Source organism: Mesorhizobium sp. 2RAF45, assembly GCF_052115225.1.
Taxonomy (GTDB): domain Bacteria; phylum Pseudomonadota; class Alphaproteobacteria; order Rhizobiales; family Rhizobiaceae; genus Mesorhizobium; species Mesorhizobium jarvisii.
The window spans coordinates 333,293-350,485 of the sequence record NZ_JBFRGG010000001.1 but is presented as its reverse complement, the minus strand read 5'-3'; the positions used below and the strand labels follow the sequence as shown (position 1 = coordinate 350,485).

The window sequence follows — 17,193 nt, the reverse complement described above, 5'->3', positions numbered from 1 at the left end:
CGATTTAGGTAAGCGATATCCGACAGCAGATTTCCGAACATATTTTCGGACACCAAGGGGTTCTGTCCACAGCCAAACGCCCACCGTTTGCCGATGGACGGAAACGGTCATTTTCCGGACAGACCGATGTCGCTTTAGAAGAGCAAAATACAATCCTATCACGAAGGTTGGAACGACTGCCTTGCTCTCTATTTCGGTCGTTGACGTCAACTTTGCGTCCGCCTACCGTCGGATGCTTGCTACCGAGGATCGGGATGAAGGCGTCGTTGTAGAGCCAGATACGCTCCGAACCCCAGGCAACAAACATCGGTTGTGCGGAACTGAGGATCACGTCAACGAGTGTTTTGAGCTCAGTGGGCCACGATGACATCGAGCCGATCGAACTCTCGTCCCAGGCAAGGGATCCGATACGCGCAACCATCTCACCGGCAGTGAGTAGCGCAGCGCTCGTACTGTCCTCGCTCAATCGTGACAAGACGCCCCCCAAATATCGAACCGGACAAAACGACGGAACTCGATGTTTGGTTGCATGGCGACGGCTGGGACGCAGGCGCGTATGTGCTGTTGCAGAAGAGTTTGTCCGCCGGCGCGGGCTCGTCGGGATCGGCAACAACCGGCGAGCCCGCTACGGGACGCGGTCCGGTGGCGGACTCATTAGTGGAAGTTGACGCTAGCCGCGCCTATCCCTCGGCTTTGAAATTCTTGGCCTCCTTCTCGACCTCAGGACTGTCCTTCCCGTGCTTCCGTATAAGATCTTTAGCCTGTTTAGGTGAAACATCGGTGGTCTCTGCCAAACGTTGTGCTTTCTTATCTTTGCTCTCTATGTTCGGCTTTTTGGCCGTCATGGCTGTAACTCCGTGCCGGTTATTTTGGTGGTCGACGGGACGGTGCTCGCCAAGTCTCCTCGGGCTGCAGCCGGCCTCTGGCCACACGCCGGTACAGGTGATGAGAGCGGCCAAGCGACCGCTCTCGGTCAAGGCGAACCCGTCGGTATCAGGCGTCGTGATGCTCGGGCATTTTCTTGAGCTCGTCTTTGGTCCAGTTGGTCACTGCATGGACGTCACCGTCTTCATCGCGCATGAATTCCAACTGGCTCGCGGGCACGGCCACYGGTTTGGCGCCGATGCCGAGAAAGCCGCCGACATCGATAACAACTTGGCTGGAGGCTCCAGAGCCGTGGACATGCGAAACGCTGCCGACCTTGTTGTCGTCGGCGTCATATATCGTGGCATCTTCCAGAACGTCGGGCGTCAGTTCAGTGCTCGCAAGGCGCACATGATTGGTATGGTCCATCGTTCGAAACTCCTGGTTGGGGTGGGACATTTTGAACCTCCCAGTGACGCAATTGTTCCGAACGATTTTGGGAGATTTGGAGTAAGTGGGCGTGCGAACCGTCCAATTCGGTCGCACCTCGAATTGACTCGCAAGTTTTGGTACGAAAGCGTACATAAGCAAATCGTCAGAGGCGCAATGCGGGCGCTGACGCTTGGGAGCGACCATCGCACTCCTGCCCATCACGAGGCATAGGATGTCATGGCGAACGAACCCGAGCGGCCCGGTCCGCCGCAAGCGATGGTCCGCGCAATGGCGCGCGAATCCGGCGCTACTGAACAGCAAATCCGCGAAATAATATCGCTGGTCGGGTTTGATCGTGCCTCCATCCTGCGGGAAGCTCGTCTCCTGGCGAAAGATGGTTAGCCATCCGAAGCTTCGATTTTTCGCGACAGTAACTGTCGGTTTCATACCAACATGCTGGCCAGACTAGTGCTGCGTGATGCGCAGTCTATGGTCCGCCACCGGCCGCTCAATCAACGGGCGCGGCCGGCTAAGAGATCCCAGTGCTCTTGCCCTCAGGGAGAGCGTCTCGTGGATCATCAGGTCCTGCAAGCCAGGAGCGAATTGTTGCGCCGCATGAACGCGGACGATTTTGCGCGCTTGCAGCCACATCTCGAGAGCGTTTTTCTAGAGTTGCGCGCGCCGTTGGAGACTGCAGACCGAAAGATCGAAGCCGTCTATTTTCTTGAAAGCGGGCTGGCCTCGGTGGTGGCGAAGACTTCAGGGAAAGACGAAGCGGAAGTCGGAATCATCGGGTTCGAAGGCATGACCGGGTCGGCACTGATCATGGGGGACGACCAGGCAAATTTCGATTGCTATATCCAGTCGACGAGCGAGGCGTTGCGGATAGCCACCGGCCCATTCCTGGCGGCCTTGGAGGCCAGCCCTACCTTACGGCCGTTTCTCTTGCGCTACGTCCAATATCTCCATGTTCAAACGAGCTACACCGCATCGATCAATGCCCGGCAAAGCCTGGAAGTCCGACTGGCGAGGTGGCTCCTAATGTGCTCTGACCGCACTATCGGCGACAGGCTTGTGATAACCCATGAATTTCTGTCCATCATGCTCGGCGTGAGGCGTCCCGGAGTCACGGTCGGTCTCCAGGTCATCGAGAGCTATGGCTATATTCGTGCCCGTCGCGGAGAGATCACAATCCGCGATCGCAATGGCCTGCTGAAATTGGCGCGCGACGCCTACGGACCGCCCGAAGCTCAGTATCGCCGGCTTGTCGGAGACCTCGGTTCAAAGACCCCTGCAAGGCAGGAACGGCCCATCGCCTGAGCGTTTGAGGAACGGGACAGGCGCGTCCGCGGCCGGGAATTCCTAAGGTGCAAGTGGCCGACGCGATGATGCCGGTGAGACATCATTGCCTAAGCCCGCGCCGGCCACTGCGGCAACTTTGAGGGGATTGCCGCCTGCCCGAGGTAGAGCGCGCCAATTGGCCGGCAATTGCTTGGTTAAAAACGTACAAACATTTGATATTCAGTACCGGTTTCCGCAGTCGTATAATCGGGCCGCTACCGGCTAGGGGTTTACGGCGCACCGGTGGTTGAGAGTAACGCTAAGCTCCCGCCCTTATCATGGGGAGGTTGGCCATGCCCCAACCGAGTATTCCGATATCGGCTTTCGACAGCGATATTTTGCGCAACGCCTTCATCAAATCCGTCATCGAGGACAATGTGCCCGAACATAGATGGCGCGAATTGGCTTCGGACTTTATCCGCGACCTCACCGGCAGCGAGGACGTTGACGCAGAGTTGCTGGAATGGATCGTGCGGAAGTAGCGGCTAAGGCTTCTTCGACAGCCGCGCCTCGCGAACCAAGGAGGCCCAATTCCAGTCCAAGGAAGCTGACAAGCTCGCGGGCTTGCGCTTCCGTAATGCCAGTCTCATCGACCAGGCGGCGGGCCATGGTGACTCTACCATCGGTCGGCGGCTTGCCTAGCTCATCAACCATCGATTGCTCCCCACTCGTCCGAACGGCCTCGACAGAGAATTGTTTCGCGCCCGGCAGTAGTGCACCGACGACCAAGCAAGGCGCATAATTCGCCTATGAAGCCTCACGCGCCAGACCTCGCCAATGACAATGGCAATCCGGAAGATCACCTAGCAGCCGCTACAACGGCCTTGTACAAGGCTATGCAAGGGCTGGAAGCGCCAGGAGTTTCTGGTGGAGGCTTTGGCCGTAAAGCCGCCTGTAGGCGCTACCAGCCGTTGGATCCATACCGACCGTCCAAATTGTCACTATAAGGTGGTCGCTACTGGCCGTCCGGGAATGGCTAGCACCTTATAGTCACTCGAACGCCTGCCGGCCTTGCAAAACGTTGGTGAGGCCGTCGAACATGCCTTGCCATATCCGCTCGGCGTTTCTAGACCAACAACGCTCTGCGTCAAGGTGAGGCGACATCCCTCGGCGGTCTTAGCTATGTCGACCGCAATCCGGGCTTCGCCATGGAAATGCTTCGGGACATTCAGGGTGAACGCCAGTCGGCGCGGTGGGTCGATCCGCGTGAAATGTCCCCAATGTTTGATCATCTCTTCATTGTTCAATTCATCGACCGAGACCAATCCGGCCAGATGCGGTTCGATCTGAACCGAAATTATCTTGTTGCTCGGGCTGAAGAAAAAGCCTGCGACGGACGATTTCCATGGTGACCAGGCAGCATACACGGCCTCTCGTGAATGATCGAAAGAACGACGTGTGCGCAGCAAACCAGAATTGCCCGCTTGCGAGCGAAGATTGCTGGAAACTGGCATCTCGCGTTATCTTCGCAACTCGATCAGTCGTGCCTTGTCGCGCACGATGTTGCTGGCTTTGCCAGATTCCAGCACGTCTTTCAGAGCGGCGAGAACGAAGGCGAACCCTTCAGTCGCGGTCAAGGCGTGCTCGACCGCCTCGTCCTTGCTGCCCCTAAATCCCGAGCTGACTATAGTCACCGCAGTTCCGCCGTCGACTTCCTCCAGATCGATATTCACGTTGGTTCCATCCGACCATTTCCAATCGATCTTCCGACCCGGGATCAGCCGCGTTGCGGTGGTGTCGACTTCCGCACTTGGGACCATGAACTTCCAATGGACCTTGGCCCCAGCGGCGAGGGGGGCGCTGCTCGAAGCCAGCCAGAACTGTGTGAGCCGGTCAGGCTCGATCAATGCTTTGGTGATGTCGTCAGGCGCTACCCGAATGATAATGCTCGCCCGGGCGCGTGGCGTCTCTGTCGTTGCCATCGGAAATCCCTTGTCTCCGGCATTCGCCTCTCCGGCATTCGCCGATAAAACTCTGGATCGGATGGCTTTGTTCCGCTTGGTGCGGTGATGCCGGCAAGGCCAGACCGAGCGGTGAGTTTTAAACTGTCCGGCGTTGTTGGGCCGCCATCACGAATTCTTGAACTCGAGCCGCTCCGGGAACCTCCCAACCGCAAGTTGGTTTGGAGCAAAGGCCCAGCTTTCAGGATGGAGGATATCCATGGCCAGCGCGCGATCGATGGTGGTCGTCACCAAGCCTCCGCTTCATAGAACACCAATGGCGATCGCCAATGGGTGTTTTATCGGCGCGTTGCTGACCGATGTGACCTATTGGCGAAGCGCTGAGATGATGTGGGCAGACTTTTCCGCCTGGCTGCTTTTTGCCGGCCTGGTCGTAGGCGCGCTTGCGGTTTTGGCAGCGATTGTCGATTTGTTCACCGGCCGACTTTCGGGTGCGAGCAGGCCCGTATGGCCATATCTCCTCGGTAGCTTGGTCGTGCTCATCATATCGTTTTTCAATGCCCTTGTGCACAGCCGTGATGCCTGGACCTCGGTCGTACCGACAGGGCTCTCTCTGTCGGCCGCAGCCGTAATCGTCCTACTCCTCGGCGGACTGCTGGGATGGCGTTCCGGCGGTGCTCAAGTGGAGGTGGTCGAATGAATTCCGCGTTGTCGTCCAGCAGATACATCCGGCGCGTAGCAGGTCTCGGTTTGCTGTGCGGATCGCTTTTCGCACTGCCCGCATGCAGCGACAACGAGCCGGACCCCGGCGATCAGGTCGGAGCCAATCCGACGCTGCCCGAGCCCGCCCAGTATCTAGTCCCACCGATGCATGTTGCGTCAATCATCGGCTGGAAACAGGATGAGACACCAACCGTCGCCAAAGGCCTGCAGATCAAGGCCTTCGCCAAAGGCCTGAAGCATCCGCGTTCGCTTTACACATTGCCCAACGGCGACGTTCTGGTCGTCGAGTCCGTGGCGCCGCCCGGCGCCTCGATCAAGCGACCAAAAGACCTGATCATGGGTTGGATCGAGTCGATGGCGACCTCGGGCGGTGGCACCGAAGGAAGTAACCGCATCACGCTGCTACGAGATACCAACGGCGATGGCGTGCCTGACGTCCAGGACGTGTTCCTCGACCATCTCAGTTCGCCCTTCGGTGTGGCCCTGGTCGGCAACGATCTCTATGTCGCCAACACCGACGCCATCGTGCGTTATCCCTACACGCCTGGCGACACCAAGATCACGGCGCCGGGTACCGTTTTGACGCCGCTGCCCGGCGGGCCTATCGATCACCATTGGACCAAATCCTTGGTCGCCAGTCCTGACGGATCGTTGCTCTATGTCGGCGTCGGCTCCAACAGCAACATCACCGAGAATGGCATCCAGGCCGAAAAGGACCGGGCCGCCATCTGGGAGGTCGACAGAACCACCGGGCGCTATCGTATATTCGCAAGTGGACTGCGCAATCCCAATGGGCTGAGCTGGGAGCCGCAGAGCGGGGCTCTGTGGGCCGTCATCAACGAGCGCGACGAACTCGGTCCCAATCTTGTTCCCGACTACATGACATCGGTCAAGGATGGCGCGTTCTACGGTTGGCCGTACAGCTACTACGGCCAGCATGTCGATCCGCGCGTGATGCCCCAGCGGCCGGATCTGGTCGCGAAGGCCATCCCTCCGGACTATGCCCTGAGTTCCCATGTCGCACCCCTCGGCATGGCGTTTTACACCGGGACCAACCTCCCGGGTTCCTATCGCAACGGCGCGTTTGTCGGTGAGCATGGCAGCTGGAACCGCAAGAAGTTCAACGGTTACAAGGTCGTCTTCGTCCCGTTCAAGGGTGGCCATCCGGGCGGCAAGCCACAAGATGTCGTCACCGGGTTCCTGGACAATGACAACCAGGCGCACGGGCGGCCTGTGGGCGTTGCCGTCGACAAGGCGGGTGCGCTGTTGATCGCCGACGACGTCGGAAACACCGTCTGGCGCGTGACGTCCGCAACCCAATAGGCACCCAATCCATTATCGAGCGCCAAATATGAGATCTCCGCTATCTGGAAATCACGGATTGGCAAAAGCGGGCATGCAAGGAAACCGCTTGGCAATATTCGTACAGTGAAAACTCATCAAATTTGAATGACGGAACCGCGGGTTGGTGGGATAATTCCGCTTTCATCAGCCATGGGAGGATGCCGTGGATAACCCCCAAAACGGAAGCAGTGTCGGAACGCAGATTGAGGTCGTCGAGGCGTGCGGTGAATGGTTCGTGCGTGTGATAAACAATGGCCGGGAAACCACTAGCCAGTTCGATCTTGCATCCTTCGCGCTTGCCTACGCCGAAGGTCAACGGCTTCGCTTGAAGCTCGCGGAGATCAGGCGCCTTTAGGCGCCGTCGAGTTCGACGGGTGGGTAAGATGGACCAGTAGCCATGGCGATAAATCCTGAACCGACCGATATTGCTGCGTCAGTGGACACCATACTCGACGCGGTGTTGGAAAATCCCTTTCTGTCGATGCAGGCAGCCATAGCCATGTTGCGCGAGCAGACCGGAACAAGCCGATCGGACGCCGATCTGAAAGGCTTGATCACCAAGAAGGCGGCGGTGCGGGGCATTCAATTCTTCGACGAGGGTAACAGCGCGGCGACTTAAGCCCTATCTGGGTTCGTTGTTCATGCTCAGATACGTTGGATCGAACTCAGCGAGCTCTGCAAGTTGATCCCAATCCAGAATGGTGACTGTGTGGTTCGTCCAGGTGATCACCTTTGTCTTTTTCAGGGATCCGATCACCCGGTTCATATGCACCACCGACAACCCCAGCACATCGGCCATCTCGGCTTGCGAAAGAGGCAGGTTGAAGCTCATGCCGCTAGTGCGCTTGACCACCTGCAGGCGCACGAAGAGCTCGCAGATGAGATGAGCCAGATGCGAGGTCTTGGAGCGGCGGCCCATTGCCACGATCCACTCGCGGTGTATGGCGCCGTCGACCAGCGTGTCGAGCCACAACAAGCGGGTTAGGTGCGGGGCGCGTTCGGAATTGTCCTCAACTTGCTGTGGTCCGCGAACATGACACGGCAAGGCGAGAGCGCAACGATGCCGTGGTCCATTGTCTTCAGCAGAAAGGCGTGGAGGTCGACGAAGTCGCCAGGCACCTGCAGGGAGGTGAACTGCCGGCCACCATCCTCGAGCACTTTGTAGCGTGCCGCGAGGCCGTCGAGCAACATGGTGCTGTAGGCTGGTCGCGAGCCAGTCGAGACGAGATCCTGACCCTTTTCAAAATCTCTTCCAAAGGCGATTGTCTCGACCAGCAGAGCCTTCTCTTCGTTCGACAGCTCGTCATGCTGGCCGAGTTGCAGATAAAGGGATTCCAGCATGGCTACCTCGCGGCAATCGACGTGGGACGGCGATCGCCTGTGTGTGAGAGCTCAAAACCTTAACCATCGGGAGAAGGACGAACGCTCTCGTTTGACAGGCTGCGCCGGTTTTCGCGGAAACGCCGATTTGGACGGGAACAATAACCATTTCAACGTATTTAGAACGTTGGAGCTTTCCGGCGAGAGACGAATGAAACGCTACTATTTCGATCTTTACAACAGTGATGGGCTGGTCGCGGACGAGACCGGCCAATTTTTCGAATCCAGGGATCGCGCAAGAGCTGAAGCACTTCGCATCTTGCATGACGTGGCGCGCGACGAGATGCCGGATCGTGACCTGGTCAAGATAACGTCAAAATGCGCGATGAAGCTGGAACAGAGGCGTTCGAAGCGTCGCTCACGCTCAACGCCGCTTGGAGCAGCTGACGACGCCATCAATGCATGGGCTCGCGGACGAGACGGAATCGTGTGATCTCGCAATGCTTGTCCACGAGTTCCAGCAGATCGGTTGGTGGCCGGCTGTGGTCAGCTCGCGTTCAGCCGATTTCGAACGAAAACACCTGGCTCTCGATATCTCGGCGGCGCTCAGTGCCCACCAGGCGTGCCCGATATCCGAGCGGCTCGATGATGTCCGACAGGTCGCCTGCCTTGCCGCCTTTCCAGATGATGTCCAAATCAGCACGATGGTCGCGTGGAATACGCACGTCGACCCACTCCAGGACAAGAAGCGTCAGCAAAGTCAGCAAAGTTCCGGCCGTCCCCAATCCATATTGACCACCTCCGAATGCCAAGCCGATCGCCGTCATCACCCACAGAGTGGCGGCCGTGGTGACGCCACTCACAAGATCGCCACGGCGAAGAATCGCGCCGCCGCCGATGAAGCCGACTCCCGTCAACACGCCAAGTGGAAAGCGCAACACATCCATGGAGGCAAATGAATCCGGATTCTTGCCAGACGCCGAGTAGGATATTTGCATGGACCATTGTGAGAGCGGCGGCCAGACCGACCAGAATGGTCGTTCTGAAACCGGCTGAGTGACTGCGCTCCTCGCGGTTCAATCCAATCAGCGCGCCGGCAATCACAGTCCGAATTAGGCGCGCGGCGATATCTTGCCAGTCGGGATTAAGAGGCATCGAAAGGCCTGGGCTCGAAGGTCAACTATTGTGCAAATCCAATGCCTGGCCGCACGTTAAGTTCTCCGTGCCGCTCGGCGGCCGGTTGGAAGGACTCAGGCTGGAATTGGGCAGCTGTTCTAGCGTTTCGGGCGGTGCACGGGGATTTGCACCACATTTTCCGTGTCGGGCAGATCGAACGCCATGGCCAGCTGCCGCGCCGAGGCCATCTCGACGATCAGTTCCTCGATCGACGAGTCCGGCAACCGTGTCGTCACTTTCCGCCTCACCCTCGCTGCAAGCTCATGGACCCGGACGGGAACGAACGCGGCATTCTCGTCGAGCAGCCTGCGATTTCGATCACCACGTCAGCGTCAATGTCCTTCGGTAATTCTCGCATGGCGTCACCGTGGCATCGCAACAGCCCGCGCTGCGGGCAATCAGGCATAGCGGCAGGCATGGGGTGGTTGCCCGTGCGCCGAGCCAATTCATAAATCTGCCAGCGTAGGAGTGTCACGGAAAAATTGTTGTACGAAAATTACCAACCGAACTCATCTGACAGATATCAGCGCTCCAGCCGTTCTCCTCGCGGCCAGAGAGGAACAAAAAATATCCTGCCGAATTGGAGTTGGAGGATCGGAGGATCAAGCCATGGACAGCAGGGATGAGCGCATCAAACGGCGAGCCTACGAAATCTGGGAGCGCGAAGGGCGCCCAGCCGGCCGTGATCAGGAGCACTGGGACCAAGCAGTGCAGGAAATAGAAGCGGAAGGCCCAGAGACTGAACGCAGGGAAGCCGCTCCAGTGGTTGGAGTTGGGTCGAAAAGCACCAGCGGTTGAAGGCCTGGCCCGGCCGCCGGAGCTTCATTTGTCGATATCAACCAGAGGAGGCCTCGACAATGAGACCCTTGTCATTGCTGATCTTGGTCGCTGGTCTGGCGCTTGCTGCCTGCGACAACAGCACCGAGCCGACAAAGGCCAACACCGACACCATCAACAAGAACCCACCGGTCGACCAAGACGCCAGACCCAAATCGACGACTGGTGGCGATCAACCGGCCATAGCGCCGGCTGGTAAATGACCCTCGTCCCGTAACGCCACGTTGGTGTTGTCCGTCGCCCGTTTTTGAGCCGCAACACCTGGCAACAGCAGGAGGACCGATATGCATGCTTCAATCGCCACCACAACACGCCACCAAGGTCACCTGGTGATAGAACCGTTTGCTGGCACGGTGACGGTGAAATTTTCCGATGCCATCGTCGCCGCTACGGACCGTGCCAAGGTGCTGCGGGAACAAGGACACGAACCGGTGTTCTATATCCCGTTCAAGGACATCTATTTCGAGCTTTTCGAAAAGACCAACACCACGAGCGAATGTGCGCTGAAAGGCACGGCAAGCTATTGGCGCGTCCATGCCGTGGGCAGTTCGGCGGACGACGTCCTGTGGGCCTATGAGACACCAGACACTGCGGCGAGGGCGATCGTGGGTCACGGCGCGTTCGATCCTGAAAAGGTGCGGATCGATGTCGAGCCATCGGAAGACAAGCGGCATACGCCTCATGTGATCGAGTAGGAATGAAGGGTGGGCTAGCGGCTCAGGAATTCCTTATCGAGGATTCGTAGTCCTTCTTTGTATTTGGACGCCGACGCTACGATCTGCTGCGACTGCCAAATGTTGTCTTGCAGATCCGCGCGCTTGACCGGCAACGCCAATGGATTCGATGCCGCGCGCCGCACGAATACAAAGTAATCCTCGCCATCCCTGCGCGACATGGCGTCGACTGCAGAAGCAATCGCTGGACCAAAACCTGCCTGCTCGATCCTGGTCCGGCTCCAGCCATCACCTTTTTCCAGCACATCATGGAGGTAGGCCACAGCCTTCTGGTCGATGGTTTCGACGGCATCGGCGACACGGCGGCAATGCTCGATATAGGGCCGCCCTGTTTTTTCGTGCTGGCCGGCGTGAACCTCCTCGGCAATCTTGGCTGCCCGGTAGAAAATGCTCATCTGCTGCGGCTCCGTGGCATGACTTCACCATCGCTCTTCGGTGTCGTGGTGTGGCAGGTTCAATCCGCAGCAAACCCAACCGAGCCGCTGCCTCGATCCATAATTGTAGCGAGGTTCCAGGCACGCCGGATCGTCGAATGTGCCGACATGCAAAGCGATTTCGCCGGGTGAAGCGTCGTAAGCGAGGGTAAGCGGCGAGCCGCAGGCCGGGCAGAACCCCCTTTGGGCAATCGGCGATTACCGGCGATAGGTTGGTGCTGAGTCAGTCCAGGTCACGCATTCGGACGGCAACCATGCCAGCACCGCGAAGGCACTGCCGGTCGCGCGCCGGCACATCTCGCAATGCCAGTAGTGGACTCTCGGTTCGCTGGTGACGCTGAAACGGATATTGCCGCAAAGACAGCCGCCGATCATGGCCATGCCGTTGTCGGAATCCGGGCTGCCGGCGTTAGCCATCCAGATCGATCAGAGCGACGCCCAATCCGGCACGCTTGCGGCGACGCAGATGGCCAGGCGATTCCACCAATGTCACCTCAAGCGTCGGCCGAATAATGCCCTCAAGCAAATGCCCGCCCCTGGTGGTCCCATCGCTCAATCCAAGCACCGCATGGACGTGGAGGCTGGATTTTCCATCGTCCCCCAGCGCAACATCGCCGATCGCGCTCAGCACTTCGCATTGTTCGTCAATGGGGATTTTGCGATAGGACTTGGTGTTCAGGTCGAACCAGCCGACGATGGCTCTTTCGAACGCACCGATGGCTGTCAGGGAAGCGCTGCCAATCCTTTGCTCAGCGGCAAATGCGGTCAGCACACCAAATGCCTCTTCGCCGGGATCGAGCACCACGACGAAGGTTCTTTGTTCACCGACTTCGTTGACGAGCTGCGCTTTCATAGCTCTATCCAGATCGTTTAATGAGCGCGATGTTCGGCATTGCGTTTGCGGGTTGCCGCGGCCTTCTTTGCCGATTCCGACCGGCTTGAGGCTGAACGCGAAGCTGATGCCTTGCCGCCGATCTTGCCGCCCTTGTGGGCTGCGGGATGACCCGTGTGCTCTCCGCGTCCGGAGCCGCCTTCCTTCTTGCCGCCGCCGTCGTCCTTGTTGACGGTCGCCCATGCGCGCCGTTCAGCTTCCTTGTCGGAAACCCCGCGCTTCTCATAGCCTTCGGCAATGTGATCGGCCTTGCGTTCCTGCTTGTCAGTGTATTTCGATTTGTCGCCTCGTGGCATGGCGGTTTCTCCTCTTCAACGGAGCTTGAACGTCATGCCGCCCCTCAGGTTCCAACCGCGGATCGCGGGCTAATTTTTTTCGGATTTTGGCGAGCGCAGCAGCAGGGCGATCGGCACCAGAAGGGCTGTGATTATGGCGCTGTAGCGAAAGACATCGATATAGGCGAGCAGGGATGCCTGACGCCCGATCATCTGCGCCAGCCAGCCGATCGCTTGCTGCTTGGCCTCTATCATCGAAGCGCCCTGTGCAGCGAAATGCTGCGTCGCCTGCTGGAGTGCGTTCTGGTAGGCGGGCGACGATTGCGCGGTATGGGCCACCAGGTTCGACTGATGGATTTGCGCGTTCTGCGCGATGACGGTGTTGGACAGCGACACGCCAATGCTGCCGCCGATGTTGCGCGCCACGTTGATCAGCGCGGAGGCCTGATTGGTCTTTTGCGGCGGTAACCCGACATAGGCAGCCGTCGAGATCGGGATGAACAGGAAGGGCAACCCAATGGTGATGAAAATGCGAGCGTAGACGAAATAGCTGAAGCCGGCATCGCCCGATAGCGTCGTCAGGTGCCACAGCCCAACCGCCACGGCCGCCATGCCGATCATGATGAGGTATTTGGGCTGCACCATGCCGGAGGCGAAGCCAGAGATCGGCATCAGCATCAGCATGGCGATGCCGCCCGGCATCATCGAAAGGCCCGAAAGCGTCGCGGTATAGTCGAATGTCTCCTGCTGCAACTGCGGCAATATTTGGGTGGTGCTGAACAGGACGGCGCCGACAGCCATCATCACCGTGAACGCGGTGCCGAATTGACGGCTGAAGATCAGACGCATATCGACGATCGGATCCCGATTGCGGAATTCCCATGGGATGAGGACGAGGAATGCGACTGCCGAGATGACGGCAAAGGTGGTTATGAAACTCGACTGGAACCAGTCATTGCGCTGGCCCTCGTCAAGGAAGATTTCCAGACAGCCTAGGGCCGTCGCGACCAGGATGAATCCGACCCAGTCTATTTTCAGGCCACCCTCGAGCCGCTCCTTGCGTTCGCGCTCCAGCACGTCGGGTTCGACGACAAGCCATTGAACAAGGGCGAGCGACATGATGCCGAACGGCACGTTGATGAAGAAGATCCAGTGCCAGGAGAAATTGTCGGTCAGCCAGCCGCCGATTGTCGGTCCGACGGTTGGCGCGACTATGACGGCGATGCCGTAGAGCGCGAAGGCCTGCGAACGCTTGGCCGGCGGGAACGTGTCGGCGAGAATGGACTGCTCGCTCGGCGCCATGCCGCCGCCGCCGAGCCCCTGGAGGATGCGGAAGACGATCAGCATCGGCAGGTTTGTCGCGAGCCCGCAAAGCAGCGATGCGAGCGTGAAGGTCGCGACGCAGATCATGTAATAGCGCTTGCGGCCAATGACGCTGGCGAGCCAGCCGCTGACCGGAATGATCACGGAGTTGGCGACGAGATAGGTTGTGATGATCCACGTGCTCTCGTCCATGCCCGCCGCCAGGCTGCCGGCGATGTTGCGCAACGCGACGTTGGCGATGGATGTGTCGAGCACTAGCATGAAGGTGGCGATCGACACGACGACTGCGATGATCCACGGATTGCGGCCGCCGGCCGCCGACCGGCTCTCGTCGCCTTGCGTCTGTGCCTGATCGCTCACCGCACCTTGACCGTTGGCACGACGGAAAGGCCCGGTCCAAGCAAAACGTCCGGCGGGTTGTCGAACACGATCTTGACCGGCACGCGTTGCACGACCTTGACGAAATTGCCGGTCGCATTCTCTGCTGGCAGTACACTGAACGCCGTGCCGCTGCCGGCCTGGATGCTGTCGACGCGACCCCGGAATGTCTTGTCCGGATAGGCATCGATATCAATGTCGACGGGCTGGCCAGGCCGCATCAGATCGATCTGCGTTTCCTTGAAATTGGCCTCTATCCAGACATCGTCGGGCACGAACATCATCAGCACCTGGCCGGGTTGGGCATAAGTGCCCTTGGCCGCTGAAATGCTGGTCGCGCGACCGGCGACAGGGGCCACCACGGTGACACGCGACAAGGTCGTGCGCGCCTGGTCCTGGCTGGCCTTGGACTGTTCGAGCTTCGCCTGGGAACTCTTACCCTGCGCCTGCAGCACGGTGATCTGGCTCTTGGCGGCGGCGACGCTGGCCTCGGCACTGTCGAATGCCGCCTGATCCTGCCGCAAGGTAGATGAGGCCTGCTGCGCCTGCTGCTGTGTGCCCGCGCCCTTCGCCAGCAGTTCGCTGTTGCGCTTGTCTTCGGCCTTGGCGAAATCAAGCGCGGCCTGAGCCTGCGCAACCTGCTTCTGCGCTTCATCGACTTTGGCGTTCTGAGCCTCGATCTGGGCCGCCACGTCGACGATATCGGCCTCCGCGGATGCGACTGCTGCATCCGCCTGCTTGAGCGACGCCTGATAGTCGCTATCGTCGATGCGCAACAGCACGTCGCCGGCCTTGACCGGCTGGTTGTCGGTCACCGCAACATCGGTAATGCGGCCCGATATCTCGGCGCCGATCGTTACGGTGCGGGCATCGATGAAAGCGTCGTCAGTCGATTCATACTGGCGCGCGTTCAGCCACCACAGAACCAGCCCGATGGCAGCGAGCAGCAACACGATCAGGATCGCGATGGAGATGAACGGGTGTCTCCTTGGGAAACTCAGCAGGCTGGGCTTTGGTTTTTCCGCCTGCTCGTCGGGCTCTTTGGCCTTTGGATCGTCGGCCTCAGTTGCATCCTTGCTGCGTTTTGGCGAGGCGTCGGATTTGACTTTGTGCGATGAGCCGCGCGCATCGCTGGTTTCGCCGGGTTCTTTGATTTCGGTTTTCGCGTCCACGGGAGAACTCTCAAGAAAGCGCCGACCGCAATTTTTGGCAGCGGCGAGTTAACGACAACTGTTTGGAAAGGTTCCTGACAGGCCGACTCGATTGCGTATCAAGAAAGGCCAGTCAGCCGATTGCAAACCGGACCACGACCGCCAGGACCAGGATGCCAACCAAGCCCGCGATGAAGATGATACGACGCGTGCGGGTCCGCAGGATGATCTCGCCCTGTCGCGCCTGCTGCGCCGAGAACACGGGGCCGTCTTCGCTGTAGGCAGGCTGGCTGCGCCTGTCGTCGCCGGGATCATCATGCCGATCGTCGCTCACGGGTCGTCTCCTGTCTCGCGCTACCCCTCGGGCGCGGTCGCCGGCGCCGTGTACCGCCGGCGGACGGCGTCGAGCACGCGTTTCCGGCTTTCCTCGGCCGAGAGCTTCTTGTCCTTTTCCGCCTCGGCGGTTTCGCGGGCGAGATCCTTGTCGCGGATTTGATGGCGGAACCATTGCGAATAGTCGCCGGCGCGCAGATGGAACTCCCAGGTCTTGTCGTCGATACCATCGGCGATCTGGGCAAAGATCATCAGATTGTGAGCCCGAAGATTCATCGCATTGTCGGGGCCATGGAAATAGAAGCTGCCGGCTTCATCGAGCTGACCCTCGGCATATTTGCGGCTGTGCCGCTTGAGCGATTGACGCGGCTCCGTGACCTTCACCGTCTTGAGCTTCTTGCCGGACTGCGGTCGCCAGAACAGCACGCGTGAGCCCTTCGGCCTGGGTAACTCTTTCGGCGGCTCAATGCCGGTCTCGTGACAAAAGGCCTTAACGACATCCTTCGCCTTGGGACCAAGCGCGATGACAGCCGTCACCAGACGCAAGACGTCGGTCGAGATCGCCTCGGGATGAACCGTGATCAGGATGGTGCCTGGCAACTCTAGGGACAGGATCGCGCGCGTATCGTCGCGTCGCTTGGGCAGAAGATGATGGGCTTCGTCGATGACGAGCCATTGTGGTCGCGCGGTACGCCTGCGAAAACTGCCGAGGTCGGGCAGGAGGTTGGCAAAGAAATCCGGCCGCTCGTCGACACGCAGCGCCAGTCCATTGACGACGACATTGCTGTCGGCCTTGGCAATCAGGTCCAGAACCTGCGCCTTGGTTGGTGGTGTGGATCCATCACCCAGCCGGACGGCGCCCTCAAGCCCGTCATAGTCGCCTTCGGGGTCGAAGACGCAGAACTGGAACTTGCCTTCGACAAAGCGTTCAGTCAGCGCGGTCGCCAATGTGGATTTGCCTATGCCAGAGCTGCCGGCGATTAGGACCGTGTCTGTCGGCGACAGATAGGTGTCGTCGCCTCCGGCCGATCCGAGAACGATGCCGTCATGGCGCCTCGACACGATCCCATGATCGCGCTTGATCATTCTATCGATCAGTTGCTCGACGCCCTTTCCGCGTGCGCCGCGCATGACCAAATTGGCGGTGTCCTTGACGGCGGGGATCGCGTTGTCGACGGCGACGCTGCAGCCGCAAACCTTGAGGAAAGCATGGTCGTTTTCGGCATCGCCGACACCAACGACATTGTGCGGCGACAGCCGAAGGTCCTGTAATGCCGCGGCCAGTCCGGTGGCCTTGTTGACACCGCTCGGCAGGATCATAACGGCGCCCTTGTTGAAGATGATATCGAGCCCCAGCCCCATCGTCTTGATAATTTCGAGCACGGTCGCCTGGTGCGGTTCCCAGGTGGCGACGATCGAGCTGCCGACCGACAAGGGCTTGACACCGGCCTTCTTCAGCCTGGCGACGAATTTGGGATCGGGCGACGGTGATATCTTCCGTTCCTCCTCGCTTGCAGGCGTGTAGATCAGCGCGCCGTTTTCGGCGACGACCTTGTCGAACAGGCCAATTTCGGGAAACACACGCTTGAGGTCGGGCAGCTCGCGCCCGGTGACCAAAATAAGCTTGCGGCCGCTTTTCTTGAATCGCTCGAGCGCCGCAAGTGTTTTCTTGGTGACGATCCCATCATGCGCCAGCGTGCCGTCATAGTCTGTCGCCAATGCAATGAAATACATC

The 17,193-nt window shown here is 59.2% G+C and carries 24 protein-coding genes and 3 pseudogenes; 10 read left to right on the top strand and 17 right to left on the bottom strand.

Translation table 11 applies throughout. The features are described 5' to 3' along the window. Positions 1-680 precede the first annotated feature (680 nt). A complete protein-coding gene (locus AB4Z43_RS01750; protein WP_441935588.1) occupies positions 681-845 on the bottom strand; it encodes a hypothetical protein in 165 nt (54 codons plus the stop codon). Positions 846-993: 148 nt separating this feature from the next. Beyond that, positions 994-1,293 (bottom strand): PRC-barrel domain-containing protein, encoded by a 300-nt coding sequence (locus AB4Z43_RS01745; protein WP_140733866.1) that lies wholly within the window; start codon positions 1,291-1,293, stop codon positions 994-996. Positions 1,294-1,533: 240 nt separating this feature from the next. Between AB4Z43_RS01745 and AB4Z43_RS01740 the strand changes: the two genes are divergently transcribed. The 3 genes from AB4Z43_RS01740 (at position 1,534) to AB4Z43_RS01730 (ending at position 3,119) form a co-directional block, all read left to right on the top strand. After that, entirely contained in the window at positions 1,534-1,698 is a 165-nt protein-coding gene (locus AB4Z43_RS01740; RefSeq protein WP_441935586.1) for a hypothetical protein, read from the top strand. Between the two features lie 168 nt (positions 1,699-1,866). Further along, positions 1,867-2,616, top strand: coding sequence for a Crp/Fnr family transcriptional regulator (locus AB4Z43_RS01735; RefSeq protein WP_441935584.1), 750 nt, complete (start codon positions 1,867-1,869; stop codon positions 2,614-2,616). Positions 2,617-2,930: 314 nt separating this feature from the next. Continuing rightward, a complete protein-coding gene (locus AB4Z43_RS01730; protein ID WP_441935582.1) occupies positions 2,931-3,119 on the top strand; it encodes a hypothetical protein in 189 nt (62 codons plus the stop codon). Positions 3,120-3,578: 459 nt separating this feature from the next. On the opposite strand, the gene AB4Z43_RS01725 is transcribed toward AB4Z43_RS01730, so the two are convergent. Beyond that, the gene (locus tag AB4Z43_RS01725) at positions 3,579-4,091 is read right to left on the bottom strand and encodes an SRPBCC family protein (protein ID WP_441935580.1); all 513 of its coding nucleotides are present in this window, start codon (positions 4,089-4,091) and stop codon (positions 3,579-3,581) included. Positions 4,092-4,097: 6 nt separating this feature from the next. Then, positions 4,098-4,559, bottom strand: a complete 462-nt coding sequence (locus tag AB4Z43_RS01720; protein ID WP_441935579.1) for an SRPBCC domain-containing protein — start codon at positions 4,557-4,559, stop codon at positions 4,098-4,100. A gap of 238 nt (positions 4,560-4,797) precedes the next feature. Between AB4Z43_RS01720 and AB4Z43_RS01715 the strand changes: the two genes are divergently transcribed. Further along, a complete protein-coding gene (locus AB4Z43_RS01715; protein ID WP_441935577.1) occupies positions 4,798-5,238 on the top strand; it encodes a DUF2231 domain-containing protein in 441 nt (146 codons plus the stop codon). Beyond that, positions 5,235-6,584: a PQQ-dependent sugar dehydrogenase gene (locus tag AB4Z43_RS01710; RefSeq protein WP_441935575.1), complete on the top strand. Its 1,350-nt coding sequence runs from the start codon at positions 5,235-5,237 to the stop codon at positions 6,582-6,584. The genes AB4Z43_RS01715 and AB4Z43_RS01710 overlap by 4 nt, the downstream gene beginning before the upstream one ends. Positions 6,585-6,624: 40 nt before the next feature. Here AB4Z43_RS01710 and AB4Z43_RS01705 read toward each other — a convergent pair whose 3' ends face one another. Continuing rightward, the gene (locus AB4Z43_RS01705; protein ID WP_441935573.1) at positions 6,625-6,921 is read right to left on the bottom strand and encodes a hypothetical protein; all 297 of its coding nucleotides are present in this window, start codon (positions 6,919-6,921) and stop codon (positions 6,625-6,627) included. A gap of 81 nt (positions 6,922-7,002) precedes the next feature. Between AB4Z43_RS01705 and AB4Z43_RS01700 the strand changes: the two genes are divergently transcribed. Next, complete coding sequence (locus AB4Z43_RS01700; protein ID WP_441935571.1) at positions 7,003-7,224, top strand: hypothetical protein; 222 nt, start codon at positions 7,003-7,005, stop codon at positions 7,222-7,224. A 3-nt stretch (positions 7,225-7,227) separates the two neighbouring features. On the opposite strand, the pseudogene AB4Z43_RS01695 reads toward AB4Z43_RS01700, so the two are convergent. Beyond that, positions 7,228-7,946 (bottom strand): annotated as a pseudogene (locus tag AB4Z43_RS01695) (Crp/Fnr family transcriptional regulator). Between AB4Z43_RS01695 and AB4Z43_RS01690 the strand changes: the two are divergent. Continuing rightward, the gene (locus tag AB4Z43_RS01690; RefSeq protein WP_441935569.1) at positions 7,945-8,418 is read left to right on the top strand and encodes a DUF6894 family protein; all 474 of its coding nucleotides are present in this window, start codon (positions 7,945-7,947) and stop codon (positions 8,416-8,418) included. The pseudogene AB4Z43_RS01695 and the gene AB4Z43_RS01690 sit on opposite strands and share 2 nt — an antisense overlap. 64 nt (positions 8,419-8,482) lie before the next feature. Here the strand turns inward: AB4Z43_RS01690 and AB4Z43_RS01685 are convergent, their stop codons facing one another. From AB4Z43_RS01685 to AB4Z43_RS01675, 3 genes and pseudogenes are all read right to left on the bottom strand, one after another. Next, positions 8,483-8,923, bottom strand: a complete 441-nt coding sequence (locus tag AB4Z43_RS01685) for an MgtC/SapB family protein (RefSeq protein ID WP_441935567.1) — start codon at positions 8,921-8,923, stop codon at positions 8,483-8,485. A gap of 52 nt (positions 8,924-8,975) precedes the next feature. Beyond that, a pseudogene (locus AB4Z43_RS01680) lies at positions 8,976-9,080 on the bottom strand (MgtC/SapB family protein); the annotation flags it as partial. Between the two features lie 119 nt (positions 9,081-9,199). Continuing rightward, the gene (locus AB4Z43_RS01675) at positions 9,200-9,337 is read right to left on the bottom strand and encodes a hypothetical protein (RefSeq protein WP_441935565.1); all 138 of its coding nucleotides are present in this window, start codon (positions 9,335-9,337) and stop codon (positions 9,200-9,202) included. A gap of 373 nt (positions 9,338-9,710) precedes the next feature. Here AB4Z43_RS01675 and AB4Z43_RS01670 point away from each other — a divergent pair, with 373 nt between their 5' ends. The 3 genes from AB4Z43_RS01670 (at position 9,711) to AB4Z43_RS01660 (ending at position 10,633) form a co-directional block, all read left to right on the top strand. Beyond that, positions 9,711-9,899: a DUF2934 domain-containing protein gene (locus AB4Z43_RS01670; RefSeq protein WP_441935563.1), complete on the top strand. Its 189-nt coding sequence runs from the start codon at positions 9,711-9,713 to the stop codon at positions 9,897-9,899. Positions 9,900-9,958: 59 nt separating this feature from the next. Continuing rightward, positions 9,959-10,141, top strand: coding sequence for a hypothetical protein (locus AB4Z43_RS01665; protein WP_441935561.1), 183 nt, complete (start codon positions 9,959-9,961; stop codon positions 10,139-10,141). Positions 10,142-10,222: 81 nt separating this feature from the next. Continuing rightward, positions 10,223-10,633 carry a DUF427 domain-containing protein gene (locus tag AB4Z43_RS01660; protein WP_441935559.1) on the top strand — a complete coding sequence of 137 codons (411 nt, stop codon included), beginning with the start codon at positions 10,223-10,225 and terminating at the stop codon, positions 10,631-10,633. A gap of 14 nt (positions 10,634-10,647) precedes the next feature. Here AB4Z43_RS01660 and AB4Z43_RS01655 read toward each other — a convergent pair whose 3' ends face one another. The 8 genes and pseudogenes from AB4Z43_RS01655 to AB4Z43_RS01620 form a co-directional block, all read right to left on the bottom strand. Beyond that, entirely contained in the window at positions 10,648-11,067 is a 420-nt protein-coding gene (locus AB4Z43_RS01655; RefSeq protein WP_441935557.1) for an HD domain-containing protein, read from the bottom strand. 24 nt (positions 11,068-11,091) lie between these two features. After that, positions 11,092-11,481, bottom strand: a pseudogene (locus AB4Z43_RS01650) (GFA family protein). Between the two features lie 34 nt (positions 11,482-11,515). Then, on the bottom strand, positions 11,516-11,959 hold the full coding sequence (locus AB4Z43_RS01645) for a PPC domain-containing DNA-binding protein (RefSeq protein WP_441935556.1): 444 nt from the start codon (positions 11,957-11,959) through the stop codon (positions 11,516-11,518). A 17-nt stretch (positions 11,960-11,976) separates the two neighbouring features. Beyond that, positions 11,977-12,294 carry a plasmid stabilization protein gene (locus AB4Z43_RS01640; protein ID WP_441935554.1) on the bottom strand — a complete coding sequence of 106 codons (318 nt, stop codon included), beginning with the start codon at positions 12,292-12,294 and terminating at the stop codon, positions 11,977-11,979. 69 nt (positions 12,295-12,363) lie between these two features. Further along, complete coding sequence (locus tag AB4Z43_RS01635; RefSeq protein WP_441935552.1) at positions 12,364-13,956, bottom strand: DHA2 family efflux MFS transporter permease subunit; 1,593 nt, start codon at positions 13,954-13,956, stop codon at positions 12,364-12,366. Beyond that, positions 13,953-15,146, bottom strand: coding sequence for an HlyD family secretion protein (locus AB4Z43_RS01630; RefSeq protein ID WP_441935550.1), 1,194 nt, complete (start codon positions 15,144-15,146; stop codon positions 13,953-13,955). Before AB4Z43_RS01630 ends, AB4Z43_RS01635 begins: the two co-directional genes overlap by 4 nt. A 112-nt stretch (positions 15,147-15,258) precedes the next feature. Then, positions 15,259-15,459 carry a hypothetical protein gene (locus AB4Z43_RS01625; RefSeq protein WP_441935548.1) on the bottom strand — a complete coding sequence of 67 codons (201 nt, stop codon included), beginning with the start codon at positions 15,457-15,459 and terminating at the stop codon, positions 15,259-15,261. A gap of 20 nt (positions 15,460-15,479) precedes the next feature. Continuing rightward, a complete protein-coding gene (locus AB4Z43_RS01620; RefSeq protein ID WP_441935546.1) occupies positions 15,480-17,192 on the bottom strand; it encodes an HAD-IIB family hydrolase in 1,713 nt (570 codons plus the stop codon). Position 17,193 lies beyond the last annotated feature (1 nt).